This is a genomic window from Streptomyces sp. NPDC094448, from assembly GCF_044763775.1.
Taxonomy (GTDB): Bacteria; Actinomycetota; Actinomycetes; order Streptomycetales; family Streptomycetaceae; genus Streptomyces.
Genome location: NZ_JBIWGU010000006.1, coordinates 37,650 through 63,052, shown reverse-complemented (window position 1 = coordinate 63,052; position 25,403 = coordinate 37,650). Strand labels below are relative to the sequence as shown.

The following is a 25,403-nucleotide window of genomic DNA, read 5'->3' as shown; positions in this document are numbered from 1 at the left end:
CGGCAACGTTGGCGATCCGCGCCCGGCCGCCGCCCGGATCCGCGCAACACCGGTCACCGCTGGTGGGAAGCGTGCACCGGCCGGACGGCGGCGATCGCGCCGCCGGGTGTTGCGGGACAACACCGGCGGGCGGCGCAGCCCGCCCGCCCACAGCAGTCGCGCGCCGGGGGCGCGCAGAGGTGCATTACGCTCCCGCCTCAGAGGCGGCGCAGGGGCGGACGGCCTTCGGGGTACGGCGCCGAGGCGCGGACCCCGGGCACGGCGGCAGGGTCGTACGGCCCAGGGCACGGCCCCGGGCCACCGGCTCCGGGACCGGACGGGAGACGCCGCCCCGGAAGCGCCGGACACCACGGAAGGGCGGGGCGGGATGACGGAAGCGACCGGCACGGCAGCAGGGGCCCGGAACGGCGACGGGCGGAACGGCGGTCGGGGCGAAGGGAGCGGTGGCAGGCTGCGCTGCGCCGTACTCGACGACTACCAGGACATCGCCCGTACCCTCGCCGACTGGGACCGGATCGGCGACCGCGTCGAAACCCGCTTCCTGCACGAGCCGCTGTCCACCCACGACGAGGTCGTGGCCGCGGTCGGCGACTGCGAGATCCTCGTGGTGATGCGGGAGCGCACCCCCTTCCCCGCCGCACTGCTCGACCGGCTGCCCCGGCTCCGACTGCTGATCACCTCCGGAATGCGCAACGCCGCGCTCGACCTCGCGGCCGCCGCCCGCAACGGCGTCACCGTCTGCGGTACGGCCAGCAACTCCGAACCGCCCGCCGAACTCACCTGGGCGCTGATCCTCGGCCTGGCCCGCGGAGTGACCACGGAGAACGCGGCCCTGCGCACCGGAGGGCCCTGGCAGCAGACCCTCGGCGCCGATCTGCACGGCCGCCGTCTGGGCCTCCTCGGTCTCGGGAAGATCGGCACCAAGGTGGCCCGGGTCGGTGCCGCGTTCGGCATGGACGTGGCCGCCTGGAGCCCGAACCTCGATCACCGGCGGGCCGCCGACGAGGGCGTCACCCCCTGCGCCGCCAAGGAGGAACTCCTGGAGACCAGTGACTTCGTCTCCGTGCACCTGGTGCTCGGAGAGCGGAGCCGGGGGCTGATCGGAGAGGCCGAACTGCGGCGGATGCGCCGTACCGCCTTTCTCGTCAACACCTCGCGTGCGGGCATCGTCGACCAGCCGGCGCTGCTGCGCGCGCTCCGCGAGGGCTGGATCGCGGGGGCGGGCGCGGACGTCTTCGCCACCGAGCCCCTTCCGGCGGACGATCCGCTGCGCACCGCGCCCCACTTCCTCGGACTTCCGCATCTCGGCTATGTGACCCGCCGCAACTACGAGGGCTACTTCGGTCAGGCGGTCGAGGGCGTCGAGGCGTATCTGGCGGGTCGGCCCGTCCGCACCCTGGGCTGACCGGGGCGTTCCCCACGGTGTCCCGGGGGCAGGGCTCAGCCCGGCATCGGACGCCCGGCGGCGGCAAGGGCCGGGACTCCACCGCCGGGCGCACGCACCCCGCGCGCGAGCGGAGTGGCGCCGACACTAAAAGGACTAGACCAGTGCGTCAATAGCCCGGAGGTAGCGGTGCGTTCACGGCCGCCTCCGCCTCCTCCTCCGCGTTCGTCCCCGTCCCCGTCCCCGTCCCCGTCCCCGTCCCCGTCCCCGTCCCCGTCCCCGTCCTGCACCCGCGCGTTGCCCTGCGTTCCGCGTGAACACTCCCCGGCCGCCTGTGAGTCACCCCACAGTTGTTCCGTCGACCGGCCCCCGGGGCGCGTGGCACACTGGCCCTGTATCAGCAGCAGCGCACTCCGGGGTCGGTGCAATTCCGAGCCGGCGGTTACAGTCCGCGACCCGTCCGCAGCCAGCGGCCGGTTGACCAGGTGAAACTCCTGGACCGACGGTGAAAGTCCGGATGGGAGGCAGTGCGCGGCGGGCGATGTCGGCTTTCCGGCACGCCGGCCGTACGGAGCTGATCGCGCGCCTTCATGGGCGGGCGTTCGGCTTTCGACGGCCGTGCGCGGCCGTATGCCGGTTTCATCGTCCGTCCCTGTCGTTCGTCGACAGCCCCGGAGTCCGTGCCCGAAGAGGCAGGAGGACCCGGTGGCCACCGCAGCCGACCTTGCCGCCATGCGCCGAGCCATCGCGCTCGCCGCCCGCGGTCTCGGCTCCACGAGCCCCAACCCCGTCGTCGGCTGTGTCGTCACCGATGCGGCGGGCCGGATCGCGGGCGAGGGCTACCATCGCCGCGCGGGCGGCCCCCACGCCGAGGTCCACGCCCTGCGCGCGGCCGGCGACCGGGCCCGCGGCGGCACCGCCTACGTCACCCTCGAACCCTGCGACCACTCCGGCCGAACCGGTCCCTGCACCCGTGCGCTGACCGAAGCCGGGATCAGCCGGGTGGTGTACGCGGTACCCGACCCCACCCCCCAGGCCGCGGGCGGTTCCGCGACCCTGCGCGCGGCGGGGATCTCCACCGAGTCCGGGCTGCTGGCCGCCGAGGCCGCCGAGGGCAATACCGCCTGGCTGACCGCCGTGCGGACCGGCCGCCCCTATGTGCTCTGGAAGTACGCGGCCACTCTCGACGGCCGGATCGCCGCTGCGGACCGCACCAGCCGGTGGATCACCTCGCCCGAGGCCCGTGCCGACGTCCACCGGCTGCGGGCCGAGGCCGACGCGGTCGTCGTGGGCTCCGGCACCCTCGCCGCCGACGATCCGCAGCTCGCGGTCCGGGGCATCGAGGGTGCCGTCCAGCCGCTGAGGGTGGTCCTCGACACCCGGGCCACCGTCCGCCCCGGCGCCCGGGTCCTCGACGGTACGGCTCCCACCCTGGTCGCCGTCGGCGCGGGCGCCGACCCCGGCCCGGTGCCCGGCGCCGAGTTCGTCGAACTGCCGCCGGCCGAGGACGGCGGTCCCGGACTCTCGGTCCGCGCACTCCTGGCCGAGCTGTACGGGCGCGGCGTCCGCTCCGTCCTCCTGGAGGGCGGCCCCACCCTGGCCGGGGCCTTCGTCGCGGCGGGCGCGGTCGACCGGGTCGTCGGCTATCTCGCCCCCGTCCTGCTGGGCGCCGGACCCGCCGCACTCGGCGGAGCCGGAATCGGCACGATCGCGGATGCGTTCCGTCTCGACCTGACCGAGACCGTCCGCATCGGCCCCGACCTGCGGATCACCGCCGTCCCCGCCACCGCGGACGCCGTCGATGCGAAGCGCGCCGCCGTCCCCGCCACTGCGGACGCCATAGACGCCGTAGACATGATGCCCGTACCCGCACCCAAGGAGCGCTGAAGTGTTCACCGGAATCGTCGAAGAACTGGGTGAGGTCACCGCCGTCGAGCACCTCGACGACGCCGCCCGATTCACGCTCCGAGGCCCCCTCGTCACCGAAGGGGCCCGCCACGGCGACTCCATCGCCGTCAACGGCGTCTGCCTCACCGTCGTCGAAACCGCCGACGGCGCGTTCACCGCCGATGTGATGGCCGAAACCCTCAAACGCTCCAGCCTCGGCGCCCTGGTGCCCGGCGCCCGCGTCAACCTGGAACGCCCCACCGCGGTCGGCGGCCGGCTCGGCGGCCATATCGTCCAGGGCCATGTCGACGGGGTCGGCACGATCCTCGCCCGTACCCCCTCCGAACACTGGGAGACCGTGGAGATCGGCCTCCCCGCCACCCTGGCCCGCTATGTCGTGGAGAAGGGCTCCATCACCGTCGACGGCGTCAGCCTGACCGTCGTCGACGCCGGGGACGACCGGTTCACCATCAGCCTCATCCCCACCACCCTCGCCCTCACCACCCTCGGGGTGAAGCAGCCCGGCGATCCGGTCAATCTGGAGGTCGACGTGATCGCCAAGTACGTGGAGGAGCTGCTCGGCGCCCGCGCCGGGACCGGGGAGACACTGCGATGAGCGCCGTCTCCTGGCTGAACTCCGAGGCCTTCACCGCCTTCGGGCAGCACATCATGTGGTCCGACATGATCGGCAACATCGTCGGACTCGCCGCCCTCGCCCTCGGCTGGCGCCGCTCGGTGTGGACCTGGCCCGCCCAGCTCCTCTCCGGCGCCGTCCTCGTCACCGCCTATGCCTCCGCCCAGCTCTCCGGCGGCGTCGGCAAACAGCTTCTGGTCATCGTCGTCGCCCTCTGGGGCTGGCAGCAGTGGACCCGGGGCCGGCAGCGGGCGCAGGACGGGACGCTCGCCGTCCGCTTCGCCACCTGGAAGGAGCGCGCTCTCCTCGCCGGCGGCGCCGCCGCGGGCACCCTCGCCGTCGGCGGGCTCTTCACCCTCTACCCGTCCCTGTCCTGGAGCCCCTGGGCCGACGCCTACATCTTCGTCGGCACCCTCGTCGCGATGATCGCGCAGGCCCGTGGACTGGTCGAGTTCTGGTTCGCCTGGCTGCTGGTCGACCTCGTCGGCGTCCCCCTCGCCTTCAACAGCGGACTGGCCTTCTCCGGTCTGGTCTACATCGTCTACTTCGCGCTGGTCCTCTGGGGGCTGCGCGACTGGTGGCTGCGCACCCGTACCCCGGCTCTGGAAGGAGCAGCGGCATGATCCCGGCACCCACGTGGTACTCCACCGACAATGTCGAGGACCTCGCCCTCGACCCGGTCGAACAGGCCGTCCGCGATATCGCGGCGGGCCGTCCTGTCGTCGTCGTCGACGACGAGAACCGCGAGAACGAGGGAGATCTCGTCGTCGCCGCCGAGAAGGCCACCCCCGAGCTGGTGGCCTTCATGATGAGCGAATGCCGCGGCCTGATCTGCGCCCCGATGGAGAGCGAAGAACTCGACCGGCTCGACCTGCCGCAGATGGTCGAACGGAACACCGAGTCCATGCAGACCGCGTTCACCGTCTCCGTCGACGCCGCGCCCCGCCACGGCGTCACCACCGGTATCAGCGCCGCCGACCGGGCCGCCACCCTCCGGCTGCTCGCCTCCGGCACCGCCGAGCCGTCCGATCTGGTCCGGCCGGGACACGTCTTCCCGCTGCGCGCCAAGCCCGGGGGAGTCCTCACCCGGCCCGGCCACACCGAGGCCGCCGTCGACCTCGCCCGCCTCGCCGGACTCCGCCCCGCCGGGGTGATCGTGGAGATCGCGGGCGAGGACGGGGTGATGCTGCGGCTGCCGGAACTGATCCCCTTCGCCCGTAAGCACGGGCTGACGATCATCTCCATCGAGGACCTCATCGCCCACCGCCGCGCCACCGAGCCCGCCGTGCGCCGGGAGGCCGAGGTCGACCTCCCCACCGCTTTCGGCCGGTTCACCGCCTACGGCTACCGCTCCACCCGCGACGGCATCGAACACGTCGCCCTGGTCCACGGCGACCCGGCCGCCGACGCCGACAACGTCCTGGTCCGGGTCCACTCCGAGTGCCTGACCGGCGATATCTTCCACTCCCTGCGCTGCGACTGCGGCCCCCAGCTCCAGGAGTCCCTGCGGCGGATCGCAGCCGAGGGCCGGGGCGTCGTGGTCTATCTGCGCGGGCACGAGGGCCGCGGTATCGGACTGCTGCCCAAGCTCCGCGCGTACGAACTCCAGGAACGCGGCGTGGACACCCTCGACGCCAATCTCGAACTCGGCCTGCCCGCCGACGCCCGGGACTACGCCGCCGGGGCCGAGATCCTGGCGGACCTCGGGGTCCGCGGAGTCCGGCTGATGACCAACAACCCCGACAAGATCAGCGCCCTCACCGATCTGGGGCTCACCGTCCACGGCCGTGAGCCGATGCCGGTCCAGGCGGGCGAGCACAATCTGCGCTATCTGCGGACCAAACGGGACCGGATGGGCCACGATCTGCCGTGGCTGGACCCCTCCGCCGTCTCGACCTGCGGCAACCAGTAGCGCCACGGCCACCGTCCGGGCGACGATCGTCCCGGCGCACCGGCCGTCCACGGGCCCGCCGCCCCGGCCCTGCCCCCCACCCCCGAATCCCCACCCCATCCCCCCGCCCCCATCCTGACCTCCATCCCACCCCACCCCATCCCCCCATCCCCATTCCGATTCCATTCCGAGGAGAAGCGTGAGCGGCAAGGGCGCACCCGAACTGTCCGTACGGAACTGCAGTGACCTGCGGGTCGCGGTGATCGCGGCCCAGTGGCACGAGAAGGTGATGGACGGGCTCGTCGACGGCGCCCTGCGCGCCCTGCGCGAACTCGGCATCGACGAGCCGACCCTGCTGCGGGTCCCCGGCAGCTTCGAACTCCCCGTCGTCGCCAAGGTCCTCGCGGGCCGCGGCTACGACGCGGTCGTCGCCCTGGGCGTCGTGATCCGCGGCGGCACCCCGCACTTCGAGTACGTGTGCCAGGGCGTCGCCCACGGTCTGACCCAGGTATCCGTGGACACCGGAGTGCCCATCGGCTTCGGCGTCCTGACCTGCGACACCGAGGAGCAGGCCCTCGACCGGGCCGGGCTGCCGGGCTCCCGCGAGGACAAGGGCCACGAGGCGGTCACCGCCGCCGTCGCCACCGCGGCGACGCTGCGCTCGGTGAGCGAACCCTGGCGCTGAGCGGCACCCCGGACCCTTTACCCTGAGAGCATCATGGCGAACACGACCCGCAAAAGTTTCGAAGAGCTCTTCGCCGAGCTCCGGCTCAAGGCGGAGACCGGCGACCCCGCCACCTCCCGCACCGCCGAACTGGTGGACAAGGGCGTCCATGCCATCGGCAAGAAGGTCGTCGAGGAGGCCGCCGAGGTGTGGATGGCCGCCGAGTACGAGAGCAAGGAAGCGGCCGCCGAGGAGATCTCCCAGCTCCTCTACCACGTCCAGGTGATGATGGTGGCCCGCGGAATCTCCCTCGACGACGTCTACGCCCATCTCTGACGGGCCCAGGCCCCCCGGCCGACCCTGTCGTCTCCGTCGTCTCTGTCTGCTCCGCCTGTTCCGCCCGTTCCGTTCCGCCGTACCGTCACGTTAGGAAGCCGATCCCATGCTGCGCATCGCCGTCCCCAACAAGGGCTCACTGTCCGGACCCGCGGCGGCGATGCTCCATGAGGCCGGTTACCAGCAGCGCAAGGAGTCCAAGGAGCTGGTGCTCGTGGACCCCGTCAACGAGGTCGAGTTCTTCTACCTCCGGCCCCGCGATATCGCCATCTACGTCAGCTCCGGCCGGCTGGACATCGGTATCACCGGCCGTGATCTGCTGCTGGACTCCGGAGCCGACGCCGAGGAGATCCTCGAACTCGGCTTCGCCCGCTCCACCTTCCGCTACGCCACCCGGCCCGGCACCGCCCGCGGTGTCGAGGACTTCGGCGGGATGACGGTCGCCACCTCCTACGAGGGGATCGTCGCCCAGCACCTTGCGGAGAACGGCATCGACGCCGCCGTGGTCCACCTCGACGGCGCCGTCGAGACCGCCATCGAACTCGGTGTCGCCCAGATCATCGCCGATGTCGTCGAGACCGGCACCTCCCTGCGGAACGCGGGACTGGAGGTCGTCGGCGAGCCCATCATGACCTCCGAGGCGGTCGTCGTCCGCCGCAAGGGCGCGGACCGCGACGAGCCCAAGGTGCAGCAGTTCCTCCGCCGTCTCCAGGGCGTCCTGGTCGCCAGGGCGTACGTGATGATGGACTACGACTGCCGGGTCGAGCACCTGGAGCAGGCCGTCGCCCTCACCCCCGGCCTGGAGTCCCCGACGGTCTCCCCCCTCCACCACGAGGGCTGGGTCGCCGTCCGCTCCATGGTCGCCGCCAAGGAGGCCCAGCGGATCATGGACGATCTGTACGAGCTGGGCGCCCGGGCCATTCTCACCACCGCCATCCACGCCTGCCGGCTCTGAGGAACCCCGTCACCATGTCTGCCGCCCCCGCCGCTTCGGCCCCCGCTCTTCCGGTCACCTTCCGCCCGCATCGCACCCGGATCGTCCTTCTCTCGGTCGGCGCGGTGATGTTCACCGTGATCGCGGGGACCGGGCTCGTCCTGGACCGGCTGAGCCTGGGGGAGCGGATCAGCTTCGTCACCACCGCGACCGGCTTCCTCTTCGTCCTGTGGCTGCTGGCCCGGCCCAAGGTGGTCGCGGACGAGGACGGCGTCACCGTCGTCAACTTCACCCGTAGCCGCAGGCTGGCCTGGGCCGAGATCCTCCGGGTCAATCTGCGGCGGGGCGACCCCTGGGTCTTCCTCGACCTCAGCGACGGCACCAGCCTGCCCGCGCTCGGCATCCAGCCCGGTATCGCCAAGGAGAAGGCCGTCGCGGACGCCCGCGCCCTGCGCGCCCTCGCCGAATCGCGCGCCGCCGCCGAGGCCCGCTGAGACGAACCCGCGAGCGGTCCGGCCCCGGGTACGGGACCGGACCGCGGCCTACGAGCCCGGCGGGATCCGAGAGGGACGGCCTAACCCAGGGGATCCCCCGGCCCGCGCTCCAGCGGCCCGCGGCCCGACAGCACCTCTCCGTACGCCTGCATCAGATCCGGCAGCCTCAGCGTCGACAGGTCCTCCCGGGTCGGGGTGCCCGGATAGCCGGAGAGCCGCAGATCCCGGTAGGCGCAGCTCTTCTCGTACAGCGTCCGCAGAAAGCGCCCGTTGCCCAGTTCGTCGATCCACCGCTGGTCGACCACATGGCCGCAGATGGACCGCAGCTCCTCCACCGCCTCCTGGTCCCAGCAGTCGCCGTTCTCGGCGGCGAGCACCTCTCCGATCCGTGTCAGCTCCAGCGGACGGTACGAGGGGAAGTCGACCCGGGTGGTGAAACGGGACGTGAGCCCGGGATTGGCGGCCAGCAGCCGGTCCATCCCCTCGGGATAGCCGGCCAGGATGACCACCAGATGGTCGCGGTTGTCCTCGGCCCGCTTCAGCAGTACCTGGAGCGCCTCGTCGCCGTAGGCGTCCCCCTTCGCGTAACCGGAGTTGGAGAGGCTGTACGCCTCGTCCACGAACAGCACCCCGCCGAGCGCCGAGTCGATGAGTTCGTTGGCCTTCACCGCCGTCTGGCCGAGGAACTCGCCCACCAGATCGGACCGCTGGGCCTCCACGAGATGGTCGCCGCCGAGCAGCCCCAGCGCGTAGAAGACCCGGCCGAGTATCCGGGCGACGGTGGTCTTGCCGGTGCCCGACGGGCCCGAGAAGACGAAATGCCGCTTCGGCGGCTGGACCGGCAGCCCCTGGCCCGCCCGGAGCCGGGCCATCTCCAACTGGGCCGAGAGCGCCTTCACCTGCCGTTTCACCGGCTCCATCCCGACCATGCGCTCCAGCTCGGCCAGCGCATCCGCCAGCAGCAGCGGATCCGTGGGGCCCGCGGGGAACGGCGCGCCGGGTCCTCTGCCGTCCGGCGCGTCCCTGCTGCGCCCGAAGTCGGCGGGGACCGGGGCGACCGTGCCCGGCGGCCGGTCGGCGGGCTCGCCGCCCGCGCGGGGCCCGTCCGGCGGCGGCATCCCGTCCTCCGCCTCCACGGTCTCCTGCCCCGGCCCGTAGCCGGCCAGGGAGACCGCGAGCCCGGCCCCGGCCGGATCGTCGTGGTACGAACCGGTCTCCACCGGATCCGTACCGTCGTACTCGGCGATGGCGGCCAGCCGGGCCGAGGTGTCCATGAACCCCGGGTCGACCCGGTGCACCGCCCGGTACAGCGGCAGGGCCGCGGCGGTCCTGCCGGTGCCCTCGTGGGCCCGCGCCAGCCAGTACCGCAGCTCCTTGCGCTGCGGCTGCTCGCTGCGGCAGCGCATCAGGGCCGCCGAGAGCAGCGGTTCCGCCTGCCCGTACATCTCCAGCCGCACCCGCGCCATCCCGGCGAACAGCCCCGCCTCGATACCCAGGAGCGCGTCACCGACCAGCGGCTCCGTGTGCCGGACGAGCTGCTCCCAGTCCTTGACCAGATAGGCGCGGCAGGAGTGCAGGAACCGTACCTGCGGATCGGTGTCGACCGGCGGCAGCCCGGCCAGCGCCCGGTCCAGCTCGGGGACATGGCGCCCGTCCAGCCAGTGGGACGCGTGCGCCAGCAGCAGATCGCGCGGGCTCTCCAGCACCGGCTGCACCCACCAGCCCAGCCAGTACCAGGAGTTGAGCGCCCGGCGGTGCCGGGCCCGCTGCTCGCCGAACCGGTCCCGGGCGCGGTACATCCGCAGCAGAGCGTTGGTGGTGTCGACCCGCAGGGCGTGCAGCCCGAGCCAGCCGTCGGCCATTCCGGGATCGAGGCGTACCGCGGTACGGAACTCCTCCTCGGCCTGCGGATAGGCCCCCATCGTGTAGGCGTCCACACCCCGCGCCCAGGCGAGATCGGCCGGGGCCGGAGCGCCCTGCGTGCCGAGGTCCATCAGGTCCCCCATAAGTACACCGACTGAACCGCCTTGATGCGGACGGGAAGTGCCCCCACGGGAGGGCATCGTACCTGCGCAGGGGGGTGCGGCTTAAGGGCGGCGAGGTGATACGGCTGTGGTGACCGAGGGTGAGGGGGCGAGGTCGGCGTGGCCCGGGACCGAGCCCGGGAGAGGACAGAACGAAGCCCCCGATCACGGGGGAACAACCGGGGGCTTCGCGTCTGCGGCGGCCTCAAAAGCCGCACATTGAGAACGTAAGACCTGTACACCCCCCGGGTCAAGCGGAGTTCGGGCACTCATGAGGCGGATTCCCGACACCTCTGTGCGACCGACAGGAGTAGTCACTCTATGTGATGATCTGATGCATTCATACGGTCGTGGGGTGTCCCGGGAGCAACTCGTATCCCTCATTGCGCTCCCTCACCAGAATGTCGGCGTACGGACGCGAAGGATCGGCCAGGAAATGACGGGTCTCGGCCACGGTCCAGCCGTCCCAGAAGGCCGAAAGCCCGATGCCGTCGCGCTGCCGGCCGCGCGGCCACGACTCGTCGGGTGTCCGCTCCAGCCAGAGCAGCCGGGTCAGATGGGGGCGGACCGCGGCCCGTCCGGCACCGACCCCTTCGATCAGGACCACGGGGGCGGCGGGCAGGGCGCGCGGCGCCGTGAAGCGGCGTGTGTTCCAGTCGTACGGCTCGTAGTGCGCCGTCACGCCCCGGGCCAGCGGATCGACCACCTGGTCGAGCAGGCGCCCGGTCCAGCCGAACAGGGCCTCGTGGCTCGCGAGGTCGTCGAGATGGAGTACCGGGACCTCGCCGCCCGGCACCCGGGGGGCGAGCGCGGCCGCGAGCCGGGCGGTGAAGGTCGTCTTGCCCGACCCGGCGTGACCGTCGACCGCGATCAGCCGCACCGGACCGCAGGACGGGTCCGCGGCGGACAGTTCACCGGCCAGCGGGTCCAGCCCGTGGCGCGCGGCTCCTGCCGGGCTCCCCGGCTCGTGCTCCATGGGCCCAGCCTATGCCGGTACGCGACGGCCGCCCGGCCTCCGCCCGGGCGGGAGGCGCCGGAGGCCCGGGACCACTGCCATTGGTCGGACCAATATTGATGGACGGCGCGGGCCGTGAACGCTGGCACCGGGGACGGGCCGCGGGTGATAGTGGCGTGCGCCGTCCGGTCCGGACCCGCGGCTCCGGCGCGGCGGCCGAGTCCGTTCCGTCCGCAGCGCTGCCCGCGGCAGCGCGACCGATCCTGGGGGTCGTCATGGCCAGAGCCACCACGCGCAGGACCCTGCTGGGCGCCGCGATCGCGGCTGCCGGTACGGGGGCGCTCACCACCACCACAGCCGCCCGCGCCGCGGCGCCGCCCGCCGCACCCGTACCGCCCACCGCCCCCGTGAGGACCGCCCGGCTCGTGGACAACCGTTTCTGGACCTCCTACACCGACTGGCGCTGCGGCAGCGCCGACGGCACCCGGGCCGTCGCGGGCCGCCGCCCCGGCGTGGTCATCGGCCGGTCCGCCGGGGTCACCGACTACACCGATCCGCACACCGGGCGCACCGAACCGTGGGAGTACGCCGTCTGGGTTTCGGCCGAGCACCGGCCCGCGGTCCCCGCGACGGAGGTGATCGCCTCCTGGAACGCCCACACCCCGGCCGGCACCTGGCTCCAGGCCGAGCTGAGCGGCACCTACTCGGACGGCACCGCCACCCCCTGGTTCGTCATGGGCCGCTGGGCCTCGGGCGACGGCGACATCCGGCGCACCTCGGTCGACGGCCAGACGGACGGCCGTGCGAGCATCTGGACCGACACCTTCTCCGTCGACGACGCGGCGAGCGGGCTGCGGCTCGCCGCGTACCGGCTCCGGCTCACCCTCTACCGCAGGCCCGGCAGCGGGCTCACCCCCACCGTATGGCGGCTCGGCGCCATGGCCTCGGACGTTCCGGACCGCTTCACCGTGCCCGCGACCACCCCCGCGCCCGCCCGTGAACTGGCCGTGCCGCGCTACTCGCAGAACATCCATATCGGGCGCTATCCCGAGTACGACAACGGCGGCGAGGCCTGGTGCAGCCCCACCTCCGCCCAGATGATCATCGAGTACTGGGGGCGCAAGCCCACCGCCGGCGAACTGTCCTGGGTGGATCCCGCGTACGACGACCCCCAGGTCTGCCACGCGGCCCGGTTCACCTACGACTACCAGTACCAGGGCTGCGGGAACTGGCCCTTCAGCACGGCCTACGCCGCGAGCTACCCGGGGATGAACGCCGTGGTGACCCGGCTGGGCTCGCTCACCGAACTGGAGCGTCTGGTCCGGGCCGGCATCCCCGCCATAACGTCGCAGTCCTTCCGCAAGGAGGAGCTGACGGGCGCGGGCTACGGGACGGCGGGCCATCTGATGACCGTCGTCGGCTTCACCCCGGACGGCGATGTGATCGCCAACGACCCGGCCTCCGAAAGCAATGCCGCCGTCCGCCGCGTCTATCTGCGCCGTGAGTGGGAGAACATCTGGCTCCGCACCAAGCGCTACGACGCGAACGGCAGGGTCAGAAGTGGTACGGGCGGGGTCTGCTACCTCATCTGGCCGGTCCACCCGGTTCCGAGCCAGTACCGGGTGCTGAAGTCACTCGGCCTGCTGTGAGCAGACGGGCCGCCCGCTCCCGGTCCGCCCGCCCGCGCCCGGATCGGCCGGACCGTCGTTGAAGGCGAGCACGTGCGAGTCATCGGACTGCGGCCCGGAACAGCATGGGACGGGCGGGTGACGGTCCCGGTACGCCCCGGGACGGGATCACTTGAGGATTTCCAGCATCCGCTCTCCCATGACCGGGGCCGAAGCCGGGTTCTGCCCGGTGACCAGGTTGCGGTCCTGGACGAGGTAGGGCTCCCACTTCGGGCCGCGGCTGAAGTTGACCCCGACCCTCTCCCGGACCTCGGTTTCCAGCAGCCACGTCACCCTGGAGGCCAGTCCGACGCCCTCTTCCTCCTCGTTGGTGAAACAGGTGATGTTGTAGCCCTTGAACGGCGACTCGCCGTGGATCCTGGTGGCCAGCAAGGAGGCGGGGCCGTGGCAGACGATGAACAGCGGGTTGCCCGAGGCCAGCTGCCGGGTCAGCAGCCGCCCCATGTCGGCGTCGAAGGCCAGGTCCGACATCGGACCGTGCCCGCCCGGTACGTACACCGCGTCGTAGTCCTCCAGGCGCACGTCCGAGAGCTGCAGCGGGCGGCGCAGCGCCTCCGCGGAACGGATGATCGCCTCCAGCTCCAGGGCGTTGTCGTTGCCGCCGACCATCTCGGGGCGCAGACTCATCATGTCGACGGTCGGGATGACGCCGTCCGGCGTCGCGACCGTGACCTCGTGACCGGCGTCCGTGAGGATCTTGTACGGGTGCGCGAACTCCTCGGCCCAGTATCCCGTCGCGTACCTCGTGCCGTCCTTCAGTACCCAGTAGGCGGCACCGCTGACGACGAACAGTACTTTCGCCATGGCAAGGAACTCCTCTCGGATACGCGCGAGGGTTCGGCGGGACAACCCGTGAAACCGGTCCGCTCCGCCGGTCTCCCCCTTCCGGGACCATATGCACGTCTGCCGGCGGGCGCACCCGGACGCCCTCTCCGCCACGGTCGCCCGCCTCGCGGGAACACCTTCGAGGGAACACCCTCGCGGGAACACCCGAGGAGACACCAACGGCGCGGAGCGGCGGACTCTCCGCCATGAAGGGAGAAGACAATGGATCCCGACAGCCGGACCAGGGCCGCGGTCGAGGAACACTGGCGGGCATCGGAACGCGGGGACACCGAAGCCGAGCACACCATTTACGCCGAGGACGCGATCCTCGACTACCCGCAGTCAGGTGAGAGGTTCCGAGGCCGCGGGACGATCGCGGCGCAACGTGCCGGACACCCTGCCGGCCGGCACTTCACCGTCCTCCGGATCGTCGGCGGCGGGGATCTCTGGGTGAGTCAGTGCGTCATCACCTACGACGGGCTGCCCAGCTACTCGGTGAGCATGATGGAGTTCGCGCACGGGCAGGTGGTACACGAGACGCAGTACTTCGCCGGCCCCTTCGGTGCACCCGAATGGCGGACCGCACTCGCGGAGCCGATGCCGGGCAGGGATATCGCCAGGGCTTGACCCCGGGCCGGGTCGCAGAGCGCACGTCTGCGCCTGCCGGTCTGCTCCGGGGCGGATCCGGGCCCGATGCCGGTGCCGCAGCGGAAGGGTCCGCCCGTCCGCGCCCGCACCGCCTGCCGCCCGCACCATCCCCGGGGCCCTCGGCGGCGATGGGCACGAGTTCCGCCCCATTCGGCCGGATCCGGTCCCCGGCAGCCCGTCCGGGTCCGGATTTCCCCTGGTGACGGCCGTGCGGTGATCGGGCATACTCAACGCGCCGACAGCCGCCGTGAGGCCCTTCCGCGATCCGGAGGGGCAGCATCGGCACGGCAGCAGAGCGGTGGTACGCGTCCCCACCCCGAGGGCGCGTGACACCCCAGCGCCCGACAGGGAGGAGAGCGCCGCAATGTCCGACCGCGCCACGCAATGGGTGGAACGCACCTTGCCTACCGAGGAGGCCGGGGAACTGATCGCCCTGGTGCGGGAGATCGCCCAGCGGGAGATCGCCCCCCGGACGGCCGAGGAGGAGGACGCGGGGCACTTCCCGCGCGACACCTTCACCCTGCTCTCCGAATCCGGGCTGCTCGGCCTCCCCTACGACACCGAGTACGGGGGAGGGGACCAGCCGTACGAGGTCTACCTCCAGGTGCTGGAGGAACTGGCCGCCGCCCGGCTCACCGTGGGTCTGGGCGTCAGCGTTCATTCGCTCGCCTGCCACGCGCTCGCCGGATACGGCACCAAGGAACAGCGGACCGAGTATCTGCCCGCCATGCTGGGCGGCGGTCTGCTGGGCGCGTACTGCCTCTCGGAACCGTCCTCCGGGTCCGACGCGGCCTCCCTGCGGACCCGGGCCGTGCGCGACGGCGACCACTGGGTGATCACCGGCACCAAGGCGTGGATCACCCATGGCGGTATCGCCGACTTCCACACCGTTTTCGCCCGTACCGGCGGTGAGGGGGCCCGGGGCATCACCGCCTTCCTGGTGCCCGGCGGCGCCGAGGGGCTGGTTCCGGCCGTGCCCGAGCGGAAGATGGGGATGAAAGGGTCACCGACCGCGCAGCTCAGCTTTGACGGCGTACGGGTCCCCGACGGCCGCCGGATCGGTGAGGAGGGGCAGGGGTTCGCGATCGCCCTGGCCGCGCTGGACGCGGGCCGCCTCGGCATCTCGGCCTGCGCGATCGGTGTGGCCCAGGCCGCCCTCGACGAGGCTCTGTCGTACGCCGCCGGACGCCGTCAGTTCGGCCGGCCGATCGCCGACTTCCAGGGGCTGCGGTTCATGCTCGCCGATATGGGGACCCGGGTCGAGGCGGGCCGGGCGCTCTATCTGGCCGCCGCCCGGCTCCGGGACGCGGGCCGGCCGTACTCCCGCGAGGCCGCCATGGCGAAGCTGTTCTGTACGGACGCGGCGATGAGCGTCACCACCGATGCCGTACAGGTACTCGGCGGATACGGCTACACGGCCGACTTCCCCGTCGAACGGCTGATGCGGGAGGCCAAGGTGCTGCAGATCGTCGAGGGCACCAACCAGATTCAGCGGATGGTGATCGCCCGCCATCTGCTCGGCCCGGAGACCGGCAGGGGCTGAGGGCTCCCGCCGCGGAGGGTGTCCGGGCGGCTTCCGGCCCGGCGGGCCGCTGTCCGCCCGGCCGGTGCGGGGATCTTCTCCGGGGCACCCCGTCCGCGGCGGGCCTTGGACGGGGTCGGTGAAGGCGATGCGGTGACGGAACCGCGGTTCAGGCCGCGCGCTCGCGCATCGCGGGCAGTCGGCGCAGCGGGCGCGAGCCCGGACCGCCGACGTGCGAGAAGGGCTGCATCCGCCAGTCCAGCCCCTGGGGCAGGGTCAGCAGCAGACCCATCTCCTGCTCCTGGGGCTCCGGGGTGTCGTCGGCCGGCCGCGCCTGCGAAGCCGGCCTGCCGGTGCCCGTGCACACCGTCAGCCCGAAGGGGTTCCACGGGGTGGGGCACAGGGCGTGCTCGGGGAGTACGTCCTCGTCGGCGAGCAGCGCGATGGGCTGCGCGCAGTCCGGGCAGACGACCCGGTACATCTCGAAGGTGTCGTATACGTTCAGCTCGTCCAACTCGGCAGACCTCGCAGACTCCGCCGGATCAACAGGCTCCGGTTCGGTACGGCGGATGTTCCTGACACTCTGCATGGAGATTCTCCCCCTCGGGTGGGCCAACCGGGCTCATGTGGCCTCGACCACACCAAGCACTTCCCATCCCGACCCCCGGATAACCATCCGGTCACGGTCAAGACCATTCCCATGCTGTGGCGTTCATCACATAGTGGTGGTGGCGCGCCGGTCGAACGGCCGAGCGGTGTGCCGGAACCCGTGCGGGCAATTAAGTTGATGCTCATGGAGGACCTGGATCGTCAGATCGTCGAGCTGCTCGTCAAAGACGGGCGGATGAGCTACACCGACCTCGGCAAGGCCACCGGCCTGTCGACCTCGGCGGTGCATCAGCGGGTCCGCCGCCTGGAGCAGCGGGGTGTTATCCGCGGGTACGCGGCCGTGGTCGACCCGGAGGCGGTGGGGCTGCCGATGACCGCGTTCATCTCGGTCAAGCCCTTCGACCCCAGCGCCCCGGACGATATCGCCGAACGCCTCGCGGGCGTCCGCGAGATCGAGGCCTGCCACAGCGTCGCGGGCGACGAGAACTACATCCTCAAGGTCCGCGTATCGACCCCGGTCGAGCTGGAGAACCTGCTCACCCGTATCCGTACCCTCGCCGGTGTCTCCACCCGGACGACCGTGGTGCTCTCCACCCCCTACGAGGCCCGTCCGCCGAGCATCTGACCTGCCCTCGGCCCCGCTGCCGCGGCGCCCGAGGCGCGCCGGTCCGGCCGCACGCCCCGCCCGGCCGGGGCTGCTTCCGGAGGCCCGGTCCGCAAGGGCGCGGGCTCCGCCGTACGGGTTTCCCCGGGTCCGTCCGGGACCGTTTCAGGGGGTACGGGCTCCGCCGTCCGGGCGGTCGCCCCGGGCCTTCGGGCACGGCCTACGCTGGTGCCATGAGTGATCGCACCGCCCCCGCCCCCGGCGCCTCCACCGGCGGCGACAGCCGCACGGTCCTGCTGCGCGGCGGAGAAGTCCACAGCCCCGCCGACCCCTTCGCCACCGCCATGGTCGTCGAGCGGGGGCATATCGCCTGGGTGGGCTCCGAAGGGGCGGCCGACGCGTTCACCGACGGGGTCGACGAGACCATCGACCTCGCCGGCGCCCTCGTCACCCCCGCGTTCACCGACGCACATGTGCACACCACCGCCACCGGACTCGCGCTCACCGGCCTCGACCTCTCCGGCGCCACCGGTCTCACGGACGCGCTCGCGCTCGTCCGGAAGTACGCCGCCGGCCGCCCCGGCGACGCCGTACTGCTCGGCGGCGGCTGGGATGCGGCCCGCTGGCCCGAGCGGCGGCCGCCGTCCCGGGCCGAACTCGACGAGGCGACCGGCGGCCGACCCCTCTACCTGCCCCGTATCGACGTCCACTCGGCCGTGGTCACCACCGCCCTGCTGGACCTGGTGCCGGGTGTCGCCGGGCTGCCGGGCTACCACCCCGAGGCGCCCCTCACGGCCGCGGCCCACCACGCCGTACGGGCGGCCGCTTACGGCGCCGTCACCCCTGCCCAGCGCACGGCGGCCCAGCGCGCCGCCCTGGACCGCGCCGTGTCGCTCGGGATCGGGACCGTCCACGAATGCGCCGGCCCCGAGATCTCCGACGAGGCGGACTTCACGGGGCTGCTCGGCCTCGCCGCCGAGGGGCCGGGCCCCCGTGTCGTCGGCTACTGGGCCGAACGCATCGCAGACGCGAAGGGTGCCGAACGGATCCGGCGGCTGGGCGCCCTCGGCGCCGCGGGCGATCTGTTCGCCGACGGCTCCCTCGGCTCCCACACCGCCTGTCTGCACACCCCCTATGCCGACGCGGACCACACCGGCACCCTCCACCTCGACGCGGACGCCGTCGCCGCCCATGTCGCCGCCTGCACCGAGGCCGGCCTGCAGGCCGGTTTCCACGCCATCGGCGATGCCGCGCTCAGCGCCGTCGTCGAGGGGGTGCGAGCCGCCGCCGAACGCGTGGGTACGGCCCGGATCCGCGCCGCCCGCCACCGCGTCGAACACGCCGAACTGCTCACCCCCGAACACATCGCCGCCTTCGCCGAGTTCGGGCTGACCGCATCCGTACAGCCCGCTTTCGACGCCGCCTGGGGCGGCGCCGACGGCATGTACGCCGAACGGCTCGGCGCCGAACGGGCCCGCGCCCTCAACCCGTACGCCGCCCTGCTCCGCGCCGGGGTGCCCCTCGCCCTGGGCTCGGACAGCCCCGTGACCCCGCTCGACCCCTGGGGCACCGTCCGGGCCGCCGCCTTCCACCGCACCCCCGGACACCGGATCTCCGTCCGGGCCGCCTTCACCGCCCACACCCGCGGCGGCTGGCGGGCGATCGGCCGGGACGACGCGGGGATCCTGGTCCCCGGCGCCCCCGCGGACTATGCGCTCTGGCAGACGGGGGCGCTCGTCGTCCAGGCCCCCGACGACCGGGTGGCGCGCTGGTCCACCGACCCGCGCTCCGGCACCCCCGGCCTGCCGGATCTGACCCCCGGCGCCGAACTGCCGCTCTGTCTGCGCACGGTGGTCGCCGGACGCACCGTCTTCGATCGTCTGAACGGGTGACGTCCGGATATTTCGCTCCATAGGCCAGGGTGTTCGGGGTATCCGCCGCTACCTGCGGATCTTTGGTGCTGGTCGGGCGAATTGGGCAAACCGCGCAGATCGCACCACTGTTGACATGGAGCGCCCACGGGCCGGTAGGTTCGGCCCCGTCCACCACGGGACGTCCGACCGGCAGGGCTTTTCCTCGCATCCCGACCGCCGCTGGGTCATGGGGCAGTGCACCGCACCGGGGCACTGCCACTGGGAGCCAGGTCCAGCGCCCGCGCTTCGGGAGCGAGGGAAGGTTTCGGCCGGTCGGCAGGTGTGACCCGGATAGGGGTCCGGCGTTCAGTAGACAACGGCTCTCGGTCGACCCGCAGCCGGCGGGTCCCAGGTCGGCCCGAAGGACGCCGGTCCCCGATCCGTACCTCCGCACCTCCCTCTTTTACCTCCGCACCTCCCTCTCCGCCCGTGCGCCGAGCCCGCGCCGGCACCGCGCCCGCCGGGCCGGACCGCCCGCCGGGACCGCCCGGAACCCGCCCCCGCCCCTTCCGGAGCGCAGCACTCCGCCGCCTCCGCGCGCCGCCGGAACCTGCCCTTCACCCGGTCCGGCGGCCGGTTCCCGACACCCCCGGACCGAGCCGCCGCGGTCCGCCGTCCGGCGATCGCTAAGGTGGGTCCCTGTGCACGACATGAAGGGGCAGCAGTGAACGAGGGCGCTAAGGGCCGCGAAGCCCAGAGGCGGTACGGCCCGCTCGGCCGGGCCTTGGTGATCATTCCGACCTTTAACGAGGCGGAGAACATCAAGAAGATCGTCTCCCGGGTCCGTACCGCGGTGCCGGACGCGGACGTGCTGGTCGCCGACGACAACAGCCCCGACGGCACGGGAAAGCTCGCCGACGAGCTGGTCGCGGAGGACGAGCAGGTCCATGTGCTGCACCGCAAGGGCAAGGAGGGCCTCGGCGCGGCCTATCTCGCGGGCTTCGCCTGGGGTCTGGAGCGCGAGTACGGCGTACTGATCGAAATGGACGCCGACGGCTCCCACCAGCCCGAGGAACTGCCCCGGCTGCTCACCGCGCTCAAGGGCGCCGATCTCGTCCTGGGCTCGCGCTGGGTCCCCGGCGGCCGGGTGGTGAACTGGCCGAAGTACCGGGAGTTCCTCTCCCGCGGCGGCAGCACCTACTCCCGTCTGCTCCTCGGCATCGGAATCCGGGACGTCACCGGCGGCTACCGGGCCTTCCGGGCGGAGACCCTGCGCGGGCTCGGGCTCTCCGAGGTCGCCTCCCAGGGCTACTGCTTCCAGGTCGACCTGGCGCGCCGGGCGGTGGCCGTGGGCTATCACGTGGTGGAGGTGCCGATCACCTTCGTCGAGCGGGAGCTGGGCGACTCCAAGATGAACCGCGATATCGCCGTCGAGGCGCTGTGGCGGGTCGCGGGCTGGGGCCTGTCGGACCGGGCGAACCGTTTCCGGGGCCGCTCGACCCCCTGAGGCCCCCGCCCCCGCCGTGCCGTGTCGCCGCAGGGGCGGGCCCCCGCGGGCCTGCCGCGGCGCGGAGGCTCCTCCGGACCCCGGTATGCCGCCCGGTCCGTCCCGCGGGCCCGGGAAGCCGGTACCGGCGTTACGGCTGCACCCGGCGGCGGCCTCGCGGCGTGCGGCCCGCCGGGCCTCCCGGGGCGTCCCGCGGCCTCCCGGGCGCGGAGCACGGCCCCCGGGGCCGGGACCGAGTCCCCGGTCCTCCACGGCCCGACCGGGCCGTCCCCCGGGCCCTCCGATGGAAATGATCACCCGGCTGTCCCGTTGCGCCGCCCACCCAGGCACACTGGGGTCATGACGACCGGCCCTGTGCCCCCGAGGGCACCCCAGCGCTCCCGCGCCCGCCTGTTCATCCTGCTCGGCTCCGCCGCCTGGTTCGCTCTGGAGATCTGGCTGCTGGTCCTGGTCGGCGGCGCGATCGGCACGCTCCCCGTACTGGCGCTGCTGATCGCGCAGGCGGTCGGCGGGGCGGCGATCGTGAAGCAGGCCGGCCGCAACGCCTTCCGGAACCTCACGGAGACCCTCCAGCGCCAGCAGCAGCCGGAGGCGCCGGGCGCCGCCCCCGACTCCTCGGGCAACGGCTTCCTGATGCTGGGCGGAGTTCTGATCATGGTCCCGGGCTTCGCCTCGGACGTCCTGGGGCTGGCACTGCTCGTGCCCCCGGTCCGCAAGTGGCTCAGCCGCTTCACCCAGCGGTCCCTGGAGCGCCGGGTACGCGCCGCGGCTCCCGGTACCCTCGGGGACGCTTTCAATCAGGCCAGGATGCACCGCCCCGACGGCAAGGTCGTCCCCGGCGAGGTCATCCACCCGGACCCGGCGGCTGCCCCGTCCCCCGGCCCGGACCGCACGGACCAGCCGCCGAGGGTCATCGAGGGCCGGGTCATCCGCCCCGACGCCGACGACAGGCCGTAGCCGTTCCGCCCAGGACGTGTCCGCAAGGTAGCGCCGTCCGCCCGGAGGGCGGGGCTTGCGCCTCCTCCGGAGACCCTCGTACACCCTCGCCCATGCCCCGCCGTCCGAGGCCGGGCGCCGGAGCCCGGCCGGCTCCAGCGCCTCCACCTCTCCCTGCACCGGGCGGGCGGGGACGACCCGGCTCCCGGGGGTGCGGCCGCACCGGGGACGTCCGCACCCCCGGGCCGTACCGGTAGAAACGCCCGTGGGCCGGGACACATGATCTGTGTCCCGGCCCACGGGCGTTCTTCGCTTGCAGGGTTCGGCCGACCTGCTCCGTCCGTACCGTCAGGCGGTCCGGACGGACGGCATCACGCGGACTTGCGGCTGTCCCGCGGATGAACCGCGATGTTCATCGCGCCGGAGCGCAGCACCGCCAGACGCTCGGCCAGTACCTCTTCCAGCTCTTCGCGAGTACGCCGCTCCATGAGCATGTCCCAGTGCGTCCTCGCGGGCTTGCCCTTCTTCTCCTCGGGGCCGTCGCCGTCCACCAGGAGTGCCTGGGCGCCGCACGCCTTGCACTCCCACTCCGGCGGAATCTCCGCCTCCACCGAGAACGGCATCTCAAACCGATGTCCGTTCTGGCATGCGTACTCCACCGCCTGGCGCGGGGCCAGGTCGATGCCACGGTCCGTCTCGTAGCTGGTCACCACGAGCCGCGTGCCGCGGAGAGCTCGCTCACTCATGAATCGTGCCTCCCGGGCTTGTCGCCCACAGGACAGGTGTCGCTGTCGTCGTCATCCGGTCAACGTCCGGTCGGCCGTAAAGATTCCCGTTCCGGGTCATGCGTCGCCCGTCGTGCCGCTGCTTTCCCCTGTGTTGGGGTACCCACCGGCGCCCGGTTTGTCACATCTGGCAGAAAGTGTCACCCAGTGATGTCGCTTCCACAGTGCGCAGTAACGGTCCGCCTGGCAGGCCAAACGCGTACACTACCGGCCTTTTACTTCAACGTCTAAATCCGGTCCGGTACAGGATTTCCCGCGGCGGCCACCGCCCGGCCCATCGGGACCCGCGCCAGCAGGACGAACCCGAGCGCGAAGAAGATCACCAGCGAGAGGATCGCGTCCCGGTAACTGCCGGTGATCTGGTACGCCAGTCCGAAGACCAGCGGCCCGAGCCAGCTCAGCCCCCGGTCGCTCAGTTCGTACGCGGCGAAGTACTCGGCCTCCTTGCCGCGCGGCACCAGATGGGAGAAGAGCGACCGGGACAGGGCCTGGCTGCCGCCGAGGACCAGCCCGATCGCCGCCGCCAGCGCGAAGAACCAGACCGGGGCCCGGGCGGGCAGGAGGTAGCCGGCCGTCAGGATCAGGGTCCAGACGGCGAGCGACGCGAGGACGGTGCGCCGGGCGCCGTACGTCCTGGCCAGCCGTCCCATGCTCAGTGCCCCGGCCACGGCCAGCACCTGGACCAGCAGGACCGCCACGATCAGCGTGGTCTGGCCGAGGCCCAGCTCCTCCTTGCCGTAGACGGAGGCCTGGGAGATCACCGTCTGGATCCCGTCGTTGTAGACGAGGTACGCCAGCAGGAACGACAGCGTCAGCGGATGGCGCCGCATGTCCTTCAGTACGGCCAGCAGCTGGCGCGGCCCCGACAGGGCGGCCGCGCGCTCCGCGGCCGGGATCCTGCGGTCCCGGAGCCTGCGCAGCGGGATCAGGGTGAACGCGCCCCACCACAGCCCGGCCGAGGCCAGGCAGATCCGTACCGCCTCCGACTCCGACAGGCCGAACCGCTCGTGGCCGCCGTACAGGATCAGATTGAGCACCAGGACCAGCGCCCCGGAGGTGTAGCCGAAGGCCCAGCCCCGGGAGGAGACGGCGTCCCGCTCGGCCGGCCCGGCGATCTCGGGCAGATAGGCGTTGTAGAGGACCATGGAGACCGCGAGGGACGCGTTCGCCACGATCAGCAGGAACGCGCCCAGCAGATAGCGGTCGCCGTCCAGCAGGAACAGGGCGGCGGTGGCCCCGGCGCCCGTGTAGGCGGAGGCCGCCAGCAGGGGTTTCTTCCGGCCGGTACGGTCCGCCCAGGCGCCCGCCAGCGGCATCAGCACCACCGCCACCACCAGGGAGGCGGAAACGGAGTACGCGTAGACCGACCCAGCCCGCAGGGGGATGCCCAGCGGGTGGACGTAGCCGTCGCCGTCCGCGGCCGCCTTCGCCACCTCGGTGAGGTAGGGGCCGAGGAAGACGGTGATCACCGTGGTCGAGTAGACCGAGCAGGCGAAATCGTAGAAGTACCAGCCGTGGCGCTGCCGCCGGAGCCCGGCCTCGTCCTGCCCGGCCTCGTTCCGCCCGGAGGCGTCACCGTCCTGCGCCGCCGGGCGCGGTCCTGGTCCGTCCGCCGGTTCCGTGGTCCCTGCGGCCATACCGCGCCCCCAGTCGTCTCTTGTGGCTCGCGGCGCGGACGCGCGGGTCAGACCCAGGCTCCCCGTTCGGTCAGTACCGTGCGCAGCGTCTCCGGATGATCGGTCATGATGCCATCCACCCCCAGGTCGAGGAGGGCCCGCATCCGGTCCGCCTCGTTGACCGTCCAGACGTGGACCTGGAGCCCCCTGCGATGGGCCGCCCGCACGAACCGCCGGTCCACCACCCGGACCCCGCCGTGGAACTCGGGCACCTGGGCGCAGACCGCGCCCGTGCGCAGCGGCGCCGGAATCCCGAGGGAGCGCATCCTCAGCGCCACCACGCCCCCCGTGCCGTACGAGGTCGCCAGCCGGGGCCCGGCCGTCCGGGCCGCACGGGCGACCCGGGCCTCCGAGAACGACCCCACGCACACCCGGTCCCACAGGTCCGCCCGGCGGATCAGCCCGAGCAGCGGCTCCAGCGCCGACTCCGCCTTGACGTCGACGTTCCAGCGGGCCTCGGGGAACTCCTCCACCAGCTCCTCGAAGAGCGGCAGCGGCTCCGTGCCGCCCACCCGGGCCCGCCGCACCTCGCTCCAGGGCCGCTCCGCGATCCGGCCCCGGGCGTCGGTGACCCGGTCCAGCGAAGCGTCGTGGAAGGCGACGAGGCGTCCGTCGGCCGTGGTGTGCACATCGGTCTCGAACCAGCGGTAGCCGAGGGCCGCGGCGCGCCGGAAGGCGGCCGCGGTGTTCTCCAGCCCGTCCGCCGCGCCGCCGCGATGGGCGAACGGCAGGACCGAGGGGTGGTCCAGATACGGATGGGGCGCGGGGCCGGAAACGCTGGTCACCGCCGCAGTATCACCCGGCCGGGGGTGCCGCGGGCCACCACCGTGCCGCCGCCCGGCTGCTCCGGGAGGGCGAAGAAGCGCAGAAAGAACTGGGCCAGCGGCCCGATCGCCAGGGTGTAGGCGATGGTCGCGGCACCCACCGAGCCGCCCAGCAGGAAGCCGCTGGTGACGACCGTCACCTCGACGACGGTCCGCACCAGCCGGATGGAGAGCCCGGTCGCCCGGTGCAGACCGGTCATGATGCCGTCCCGGGGCCCCGGTCCGAACCGGGCCGCGATGTAGAGGCCCGTCGCCACCCCGTTGAGCACGATCCCGGCGGCCGTCACCGGGATCCGTACGGCCAGTCCGTCCGGCTCCGGGAGGACGAGGAGGGCCGCGTCCATGGCGAACCCGATCACGACGACGTTGGAGACCGTGCCCAGACCGGGCCGCTGCTTGAACGGGATCCACAGGAGCAGCACCAGGGCGCCGACCGTGGTCATCACCACCCCCATCGACAGACCGGTCAGCTCGGACAGCCCCTGGTGGAGGACGTTCCACGGTTCCAGGCCGAGACCGCCGCGGAGGATCAGCGCACAGCTCAGTCCGTAGAGCAGCAGCCCCGCGTAGAGCTGGATCAGCCGCCGCGCGAGCTGCCGGTCCCGGCGGGCCTGCGGTGTTCCGGGCGCTACGGCAGCGGGCCGGCCGGGCCCTTCGGGAGCCTGCTCTGTGGACACGGTTTCCACCCCTCCTGGTGACACTGGACTGACTCATGACACCCTG

General features: G+C 72.5%; 24 protein-coding genes and 1 riboswitch. Of the genes, 16 read left to right on the top strand and 8 right to left on the bottom strand.

Annotated elements, in window-relative coordinates:
• Positions 1–367: 367 nt before the first annotated feature.
• The 9 genes from ACIQ9E_RS13255 (at position 368) to ACIQ9E_RS13215 (ending at position 8,224) form a co-directional block, all read left to right on the top strand.
• Positions 368–1,405 carry a D-2-hydroxyacid dehydrogenase family protein gene (locus ACIQ9E_RS13255; RefSeq protein WP_403706335.1) on the top strand — a complete coding sequence of 346 codons (1,038 nt, stop codon included), beginning with the start codon at positions 368–370 and terminating at the stop codon, positions 1,403–1,405.
• Between the two features lie 383 nt (positions 1,406–1,788).
• Positions 1,789–1,919, top strand: a riboswitch (FMN riboswitch).
• 170 nt (positions 1,920–2,089) lie between these two features.
• Complete coding sequence (gene ribD / locus ACIQ9E_RS13250) at positions 2,090–3,271, top strand: bifunctional diaminohydroxyphosphoribosylaminopyrimidine deaminase/5-amino-6-(5-phosphoribosylamino)uracil reductase RibD (RefSeq protein WP_403706334.1); 1,182 nt, start codon at positions 2,090–2,092, stop codon at positions 3,269–3,271.
• Between the two features lies 1 nt (position 3,272).
• The gene (locus ACIQ9E_RS13245; RefSeq protein ID WP_403706332.1) at positions 3,273–3,887 is read left to right on the top strand and encodes a riboflavin synthase; all 615 of its coding nucleotides are present in this window, start codon (positions 3,273–3,275) and stop codon (positions 3,885–3,887) included.
• A complete protein-coding gene (locus ACIQ9E_RS13240) occupies positions 3,884–4,528 on the top strand; it encodes a nicotinamide riboside transporter PnuC (RefSeq protein WP_403706330.1) in 645 nt (214 codons plus the stop codon). The genes ACIQ9E_RS13245 and ACIQ9E_RS13240 overlap by 4 nt, the downstream gene beginning before the upstream one ends.
• Positions 4,525–5,817: a bifunctional 3,4-dihydroxy-2-butanone-4-phosphate synthase/GTP cyclohydrolase II gene (locus tag ACIQ9E_RS13235; RefSeq protein ID WP_403706328.1), complete on the top strand. Its 1,293-nt coding sequence runs from the start codon at positions 4,525–4,527 to the stop codon at positions 5,815–5,817. Before ACIQ9E_RS13240 ends, ACIQ9E_RS13235 begins: the two co-directional genes overlap by 4 nt.
• Before the next feature lie 178 nt (positions 5,818–5,995).
• Positions 5,996–6,481, top strand: a complete 486-nt coding sequence (gene ribH / locus ACIQ9E_RS13230) for a 6,7-dimethyl-8-ribityllumazine synthase (RefSeq protein WP_403706326.1) — start codon at positions 5,996–5,998, stop codon at positions 6,479–6,481.
• Positions 6,482–6,514: 33 nt separating this feature from the next.
• Complete coding sequence (locus ACIQ9E_RS13225; RefSeq protein ID WP_006350385.1) at positions 6,515–6,796, top strand: phosphoribosyl-ATP diphosphatase; 282 nt, start codon at positions 6,515–6,517, stop codon at positions 6,794–6,796.
• A 106-nt stretch (positions 6,797–6,902) separates the two neighbouring features.
• Positions 6,903–7,751 carry an ATP phosphoribosyltransferase gene (gene hisG, locus ACIQ9E_RS13220; RefSeq protein ID WP_403706324.1) on the top strand — a complete coding sequence of 283 codons (849 nt, stop codon included), beginning with the start codon at positions 6,903–6,905 and terminating at the stop codon, positions 7,749–7,751.
• Between the two features lie 14 nt (positions 7,752–7,765).
• Positions 7,766–8,224 carry a PH domain-containing protein gene (locus ACIQ9E_RS13215; RefSeq protein ID WP_403706322.1) on the top strand — a complete coding sequence of 153 codons (459 nt, stop codon included), beginning with the start codon at positions 7,766–7,768 and terminating at the stop codon, positions 8,222–8,224.
• Between the two features lie 80 nt (positions 8,225–8,304).
• Here the strand turns inward: ACIQ9E_RS13215 and ACIQ9E_RS13210 are convergent, their stop codons facing one another.
• Positions 8,305–10,218 (bottom strand): AAA family ATPase, encoded by a 1,914-nt coding sequence (locus tag ACIQ9E_RS13210; protein WP_403706321.1) that lies wholly within the window; start codon positions 10,216–10,218, stop codon positions 8,305–8,307.
• 370 nt (positions 10,219–10,588) lie between these two features.
• Positions 10,589–11,224: a uridine kinase gene (locus ACIQ9E_RS13205; protein ID WP_403706319.1), complete on the bottom strand. Its 636-nt coding sequence runs from the start codon at positions 11,222–11,224 to the stop codon at positions 10,589–10,591.
• 254 nt (positions 11,225–11,478) lie between these two features.
• Here ACIQ9E_RS13205 and ACIQ9E_RS13200 point away from each other — a divergent pair, with 254 nt between their 5' ends.
• Complete coding sequence (locus ACIQ9E_RS13200; RefSeq protein WP_403706317.1) at positions 11,479–12,852, top strand: peptidase C39 family protein; 1,374 nt, start codon at positions 11,479–11,481, stop codon at positions 12,850–12,852.
• A gap of 147 nt (positions 12,853–12,999) precedes the next feature.
• On the opposite strand, the gene ACIQ9E_RS13195 is transcribed toward ACIQ9E_RS13200, so the two are convergent.
• Positions 13,000–13,695 (bottom strand): type 1 glutamine amidotransferase domain-containing protein, encoded by a 696-nt coding sequence (locus tag ACIQ9E_RS13195; protein ID WP_403706315.1) that lies wholly within the window; start codon positions 13,693–13,695, stop codon positions 13,000–13,002.
• 243 nt (positions 13,696–13,938) lie between these two features.
• On the opposite strand from ACIQ9E_RS13195, the gene ACIQ9E_RS13190 reads away from it, so the two are divergent.
• Both ACIQ9E_RS13190 and ACIQ9E_RS13185 read left to right on the top strand, forming a co-directional pair.
• Positions 13,939–14,343: a nuclear transport factor 2 family protein gene (locus ACIQ9E_RS13190; protein WP_403706313.1), complete on the top strand. Its 405-nt coding sequence runs from the start codon at positions 13,939–13,941 to the stop codon at positions 14,341–14,343.
• Positions 14,344–14,728: 385 nt separating this feature from the next.
• Positions 14,729–15,907, top strand: a complete 1,179-nt coding sequence (locus ACIQ9E_RS13185; protein ID WP_403706311.1) for an acyl-CoA dehydrogenase family protein — start codon at positions 14,729–14,731, stop codon at positions 15,905–15,907.
• A 148-nt stretch (positions 15,908–16,055) separates the two neighbouring features.
• On the opposite strand, the gene ACIQ9E_RS13180 is transcribed toward ACIQ9E_RS13185, so the two are convergent.
• Positions 16,056–16,475: a hypothetical protein gene (locus ACIQ9E_RS13180; protein WP_403706309.1), complete on the bottom strand. Its 420-nt coding sequence runs from the start codon at positions 16,473–16,475 to the stop codon at positions 16,056–16,058.
• A 204-nt stretch (positions 16,476–16,679) separates the two neighbouring features.
• On the opposite strand from ACIQ9E_RS13180, the gene ACIQ9E_RS13175 reads away from it, so the two are divergent.
• The 4 genes from ACIQ9E_RS13175 (at position 16,680) to fxsA (ending at position 21,416) form a co-directional block, all read left to right on the top strand.
• On the top strand, positions 16,680–17,120 hold the full coding sequence (locus ACIQ9E_RS13175; protein ID WP_006350404.1) for an Lrp/AsnC family transcriptional regulator: 441 nt from the start codon (positions 16,680–16,682) through the stop codon (positions 17,118–17,120).
• A gap of 212 nt (positions 17,121–17,332) precedes the next feature.
• Positions 17,333–18,991, top strand: coding sequence for an amidohydrolase (locus ACIQ9E_RS13170; RefSeq protein WP_403706307.1), 1,659 nt, complete (start codon positions 17,333–17,335; stop codon positions 18,989–18,991).
• 685 nt (positions 18,992–19,676) lie between these two features.
• Positions 19,677–20,459 (top strand): polyprenol monophosphomannose synthase, encoded by a 783-nt coding sequence (locus ACIQ9E_RS13165; RefSeq protein ID WP_403706305.1) that lies wholly within the window; start codon positions 19,677–19,679, stop codon positions 20,457–20,459.
• A gap of 339 nt (positions 20,460–20,798) precedes the next feature.
• Positions 20,799–21,416 carry an FxsA family membrane protein gene (fxsA, locus tag ACIQ9E_RS13160; protein ID WP_403706304.1) on the top strand — a complete coding sequence of 206 codons (618 nt, stop codon included), beginning with the start codon at positions 20,799–20,801 and terminating at the stop codon, positions 21,414–21,416.
• Positions 21,417–21,766: 350 nt separating this feature from the next.
• Here fxsA and ACIQ9E_RS13155 read toward each other — a convergent pair whose 3' ends face one another.
• From ACIQ9E_RS13155 to ACIQ9E_RS13140, 4 genes are all read right to left on the bottom strand, one after another.
• Positions 21,767–22,141, bottom strand: a complete 375-nt coding sequence (locus tag ACIQ9E_RS13155) for an RNA polymerase-binding protein RbpA (RefSeq protein ID WP_003959706.1) — start codon at positions 22,139–22,141, stop codon at positions 21,767–21,769.
• A 266-nt stretch (positions 22,142–22,407) separates the two neighbouring features.
• Positions 22,408–23,817 (bottom strand): MFS transporter, encoded by a 1,410-nt coding sequence (locus ACIQ9E_RS13150; RefSeq protein WP_403706303.1) that lies wholly within the window; start codon positions 23,815–23,817, stop codon positions 22,408–22,410.
• A 47-nt stretch (positions 23,818–23,864) separates the two neighbouring features.
• Positions 23,865–24,641, bottom strand: a complete 777-nt coding sequence (locus ACIQ9E_RS13145; protein WP_403706302.1) for a glycerophosphodiester phosphodiesterase family protein — start codon at positions 24,639–24,641, stop codon at positions 23,865–23,867.
• Positions 24,638–25,357 carry a YitT family protein gene (locus ACIQ9E_RS13140; RefSeq protein ID WP_403706301.1) on the bottom strand — a complete coding sequence of 240 codons (720 nt, stop codon included), beginning with the start codon at positions 25,355–25,357 and terminating at the stop codon, positions 24,638–24,640. The genes ACIQ9E_RS13145 and ACIQ9E_RS13140 overlap by 4 nt, the downstream gene beginning before the upstream one ends.
• Between the last annotated feature and the right edge of the window lie 46 nt (positions 25,358–25,403).

Excerpts from the sequence above, each read along its gene's own strand:
- ACIQ9E_RS13255 (WP_403706335.1), top strand. The coding sequence starts at position 368 with ATGACGGAAGCGACCGGCACGGCAGCAGGGGCCCGGAACGGCGACGGG.
- ACIQ9E_RS13240 (WP_403706330.1), top strand. The coding sequence starts at position 3,884 with ATGAGCGCCGTCTCCTGGCTGAACTCCGAGGCCTTCACCGCCTTCGGG.
- ACIQ9E_RS13235 (WP_403706328.1), top strand. The coding sequence starts at position 4,525 with ATGATCCCGGCACCCACGTGGTACTCCACCGACAATGTCGAGGACCTC.
- ACIQ9E_RS13225 (WP_006350385.1), top strand. The coding sequence starts at position 6,515 with ATGGCGAACACGACCCGCAAAAGTTTCGAAGAGCTCTTCGCCGAGCTC.
- hisG (WP_403706324.1), top strand. The coding sequence starts at position 6,903 with ATGCTGCGCATCGCCGTCCCCAACAAGGGCTCACTGTCCGGACCCGCG.
- ACIQ9E_RS13215 (WP_403706322.1), top strand. The coding sequence starts at position 7,766 with ATGTCTGCCGCCCCCGCCGCTTCGGCCCCCGCTCTTCCGGTCACCTTC.
- ACIQ9E_RS13210 (WP_403706321.1), bottom strand. The coding sequence starts at position 10,218 with ATGGACCTCGGCACGCAGGGCGCTCCGGCCCCGGCCGATCTCGCCTGG.
- ACIQ9E_RS13205 (WP_403706319.1), bottom strand. The coding sequence starts at position 11,224 with ATGGAGCACGAGCCGGGGAGCCCGGCAGGAGCCGCGCGCCACGGGCTG.
- ACIQ9E_RS13200 (WP_403706317.1), top strand. The coding sequence starts at position 11,479 with ATGGCCAGAGCCACCACGCGCAGGACCCTGCTGGGCGCCGCGATCGCG.
- ACIQ9E_RS13195 (WP_403706315.1), bottom strand. The coding sequence starts at position 13,695 with ATGGCGAAAGTACTGTTCGTCGTCAGCGGTGCCGCCTACTGGGTACTG.
- ACIQ9E_RS13190 (WP_403706313.1), top strand. The coding sequence starts at position 13,939 with ATGGATCCCGACAGCCGGACCAGGGCCGCGGTCGAGGAACACTGGCGG.
- ACIQ9E_RS13185 (WP_403706311.1), top strand. The coding sequence starts at position 14,729 with ATGTCCGACCGCGCCACGCAATGGGTGGAACGCACCTTGCCTACCGAG.
- ACIQ9E_RS13180 (WP_403706309.1), bottom strand. The coding sequence starts at position 16,475 with ATGCAGAGTGTCAGGAACATCCGCCGTACCGAACCGGAGCCTGTTGAT.
- ACIQ9E_RS13175 (WP_006350404.1), top strand. The coding sequence starts at position 16,680 with ATGGAGGACCTGGATCGTCAGATCGTCGAGCTGCTCGTCAAAGACGGG.
- ACIQ9E_RS13170 (WP_403706307.1), top strand. The coding sequence starts at position 17,333 with ATGAGTGATCGCACCGCCCCCGCCCCCGGCGCCTCCACCGGCGGCGAC.
- fxsA (WP_403706304.1), top strand. The coding sequence starts at position 20,799 with ATGACGACCGGCCCTGTGCCCCCGAGGGCACCCCAGCGCTCCCGCGCC.
- ACIQ9E_RS13155 (WP_003959706.1), bottom strand. The coding sequence starts at position 22,141 with ATGAGTGAGCGAGCTCTCCGCGGCACGCGGCTCGTGGTGACCAGCTAC.
- ACIQ9E_RS13150 (WP_403706303.1), bottom strand. The coding sequence starts at position 23,817 with ATGGCCGCAGGGACCACGGAACCGGCGGACGGACCAGGACCGCGCCCG.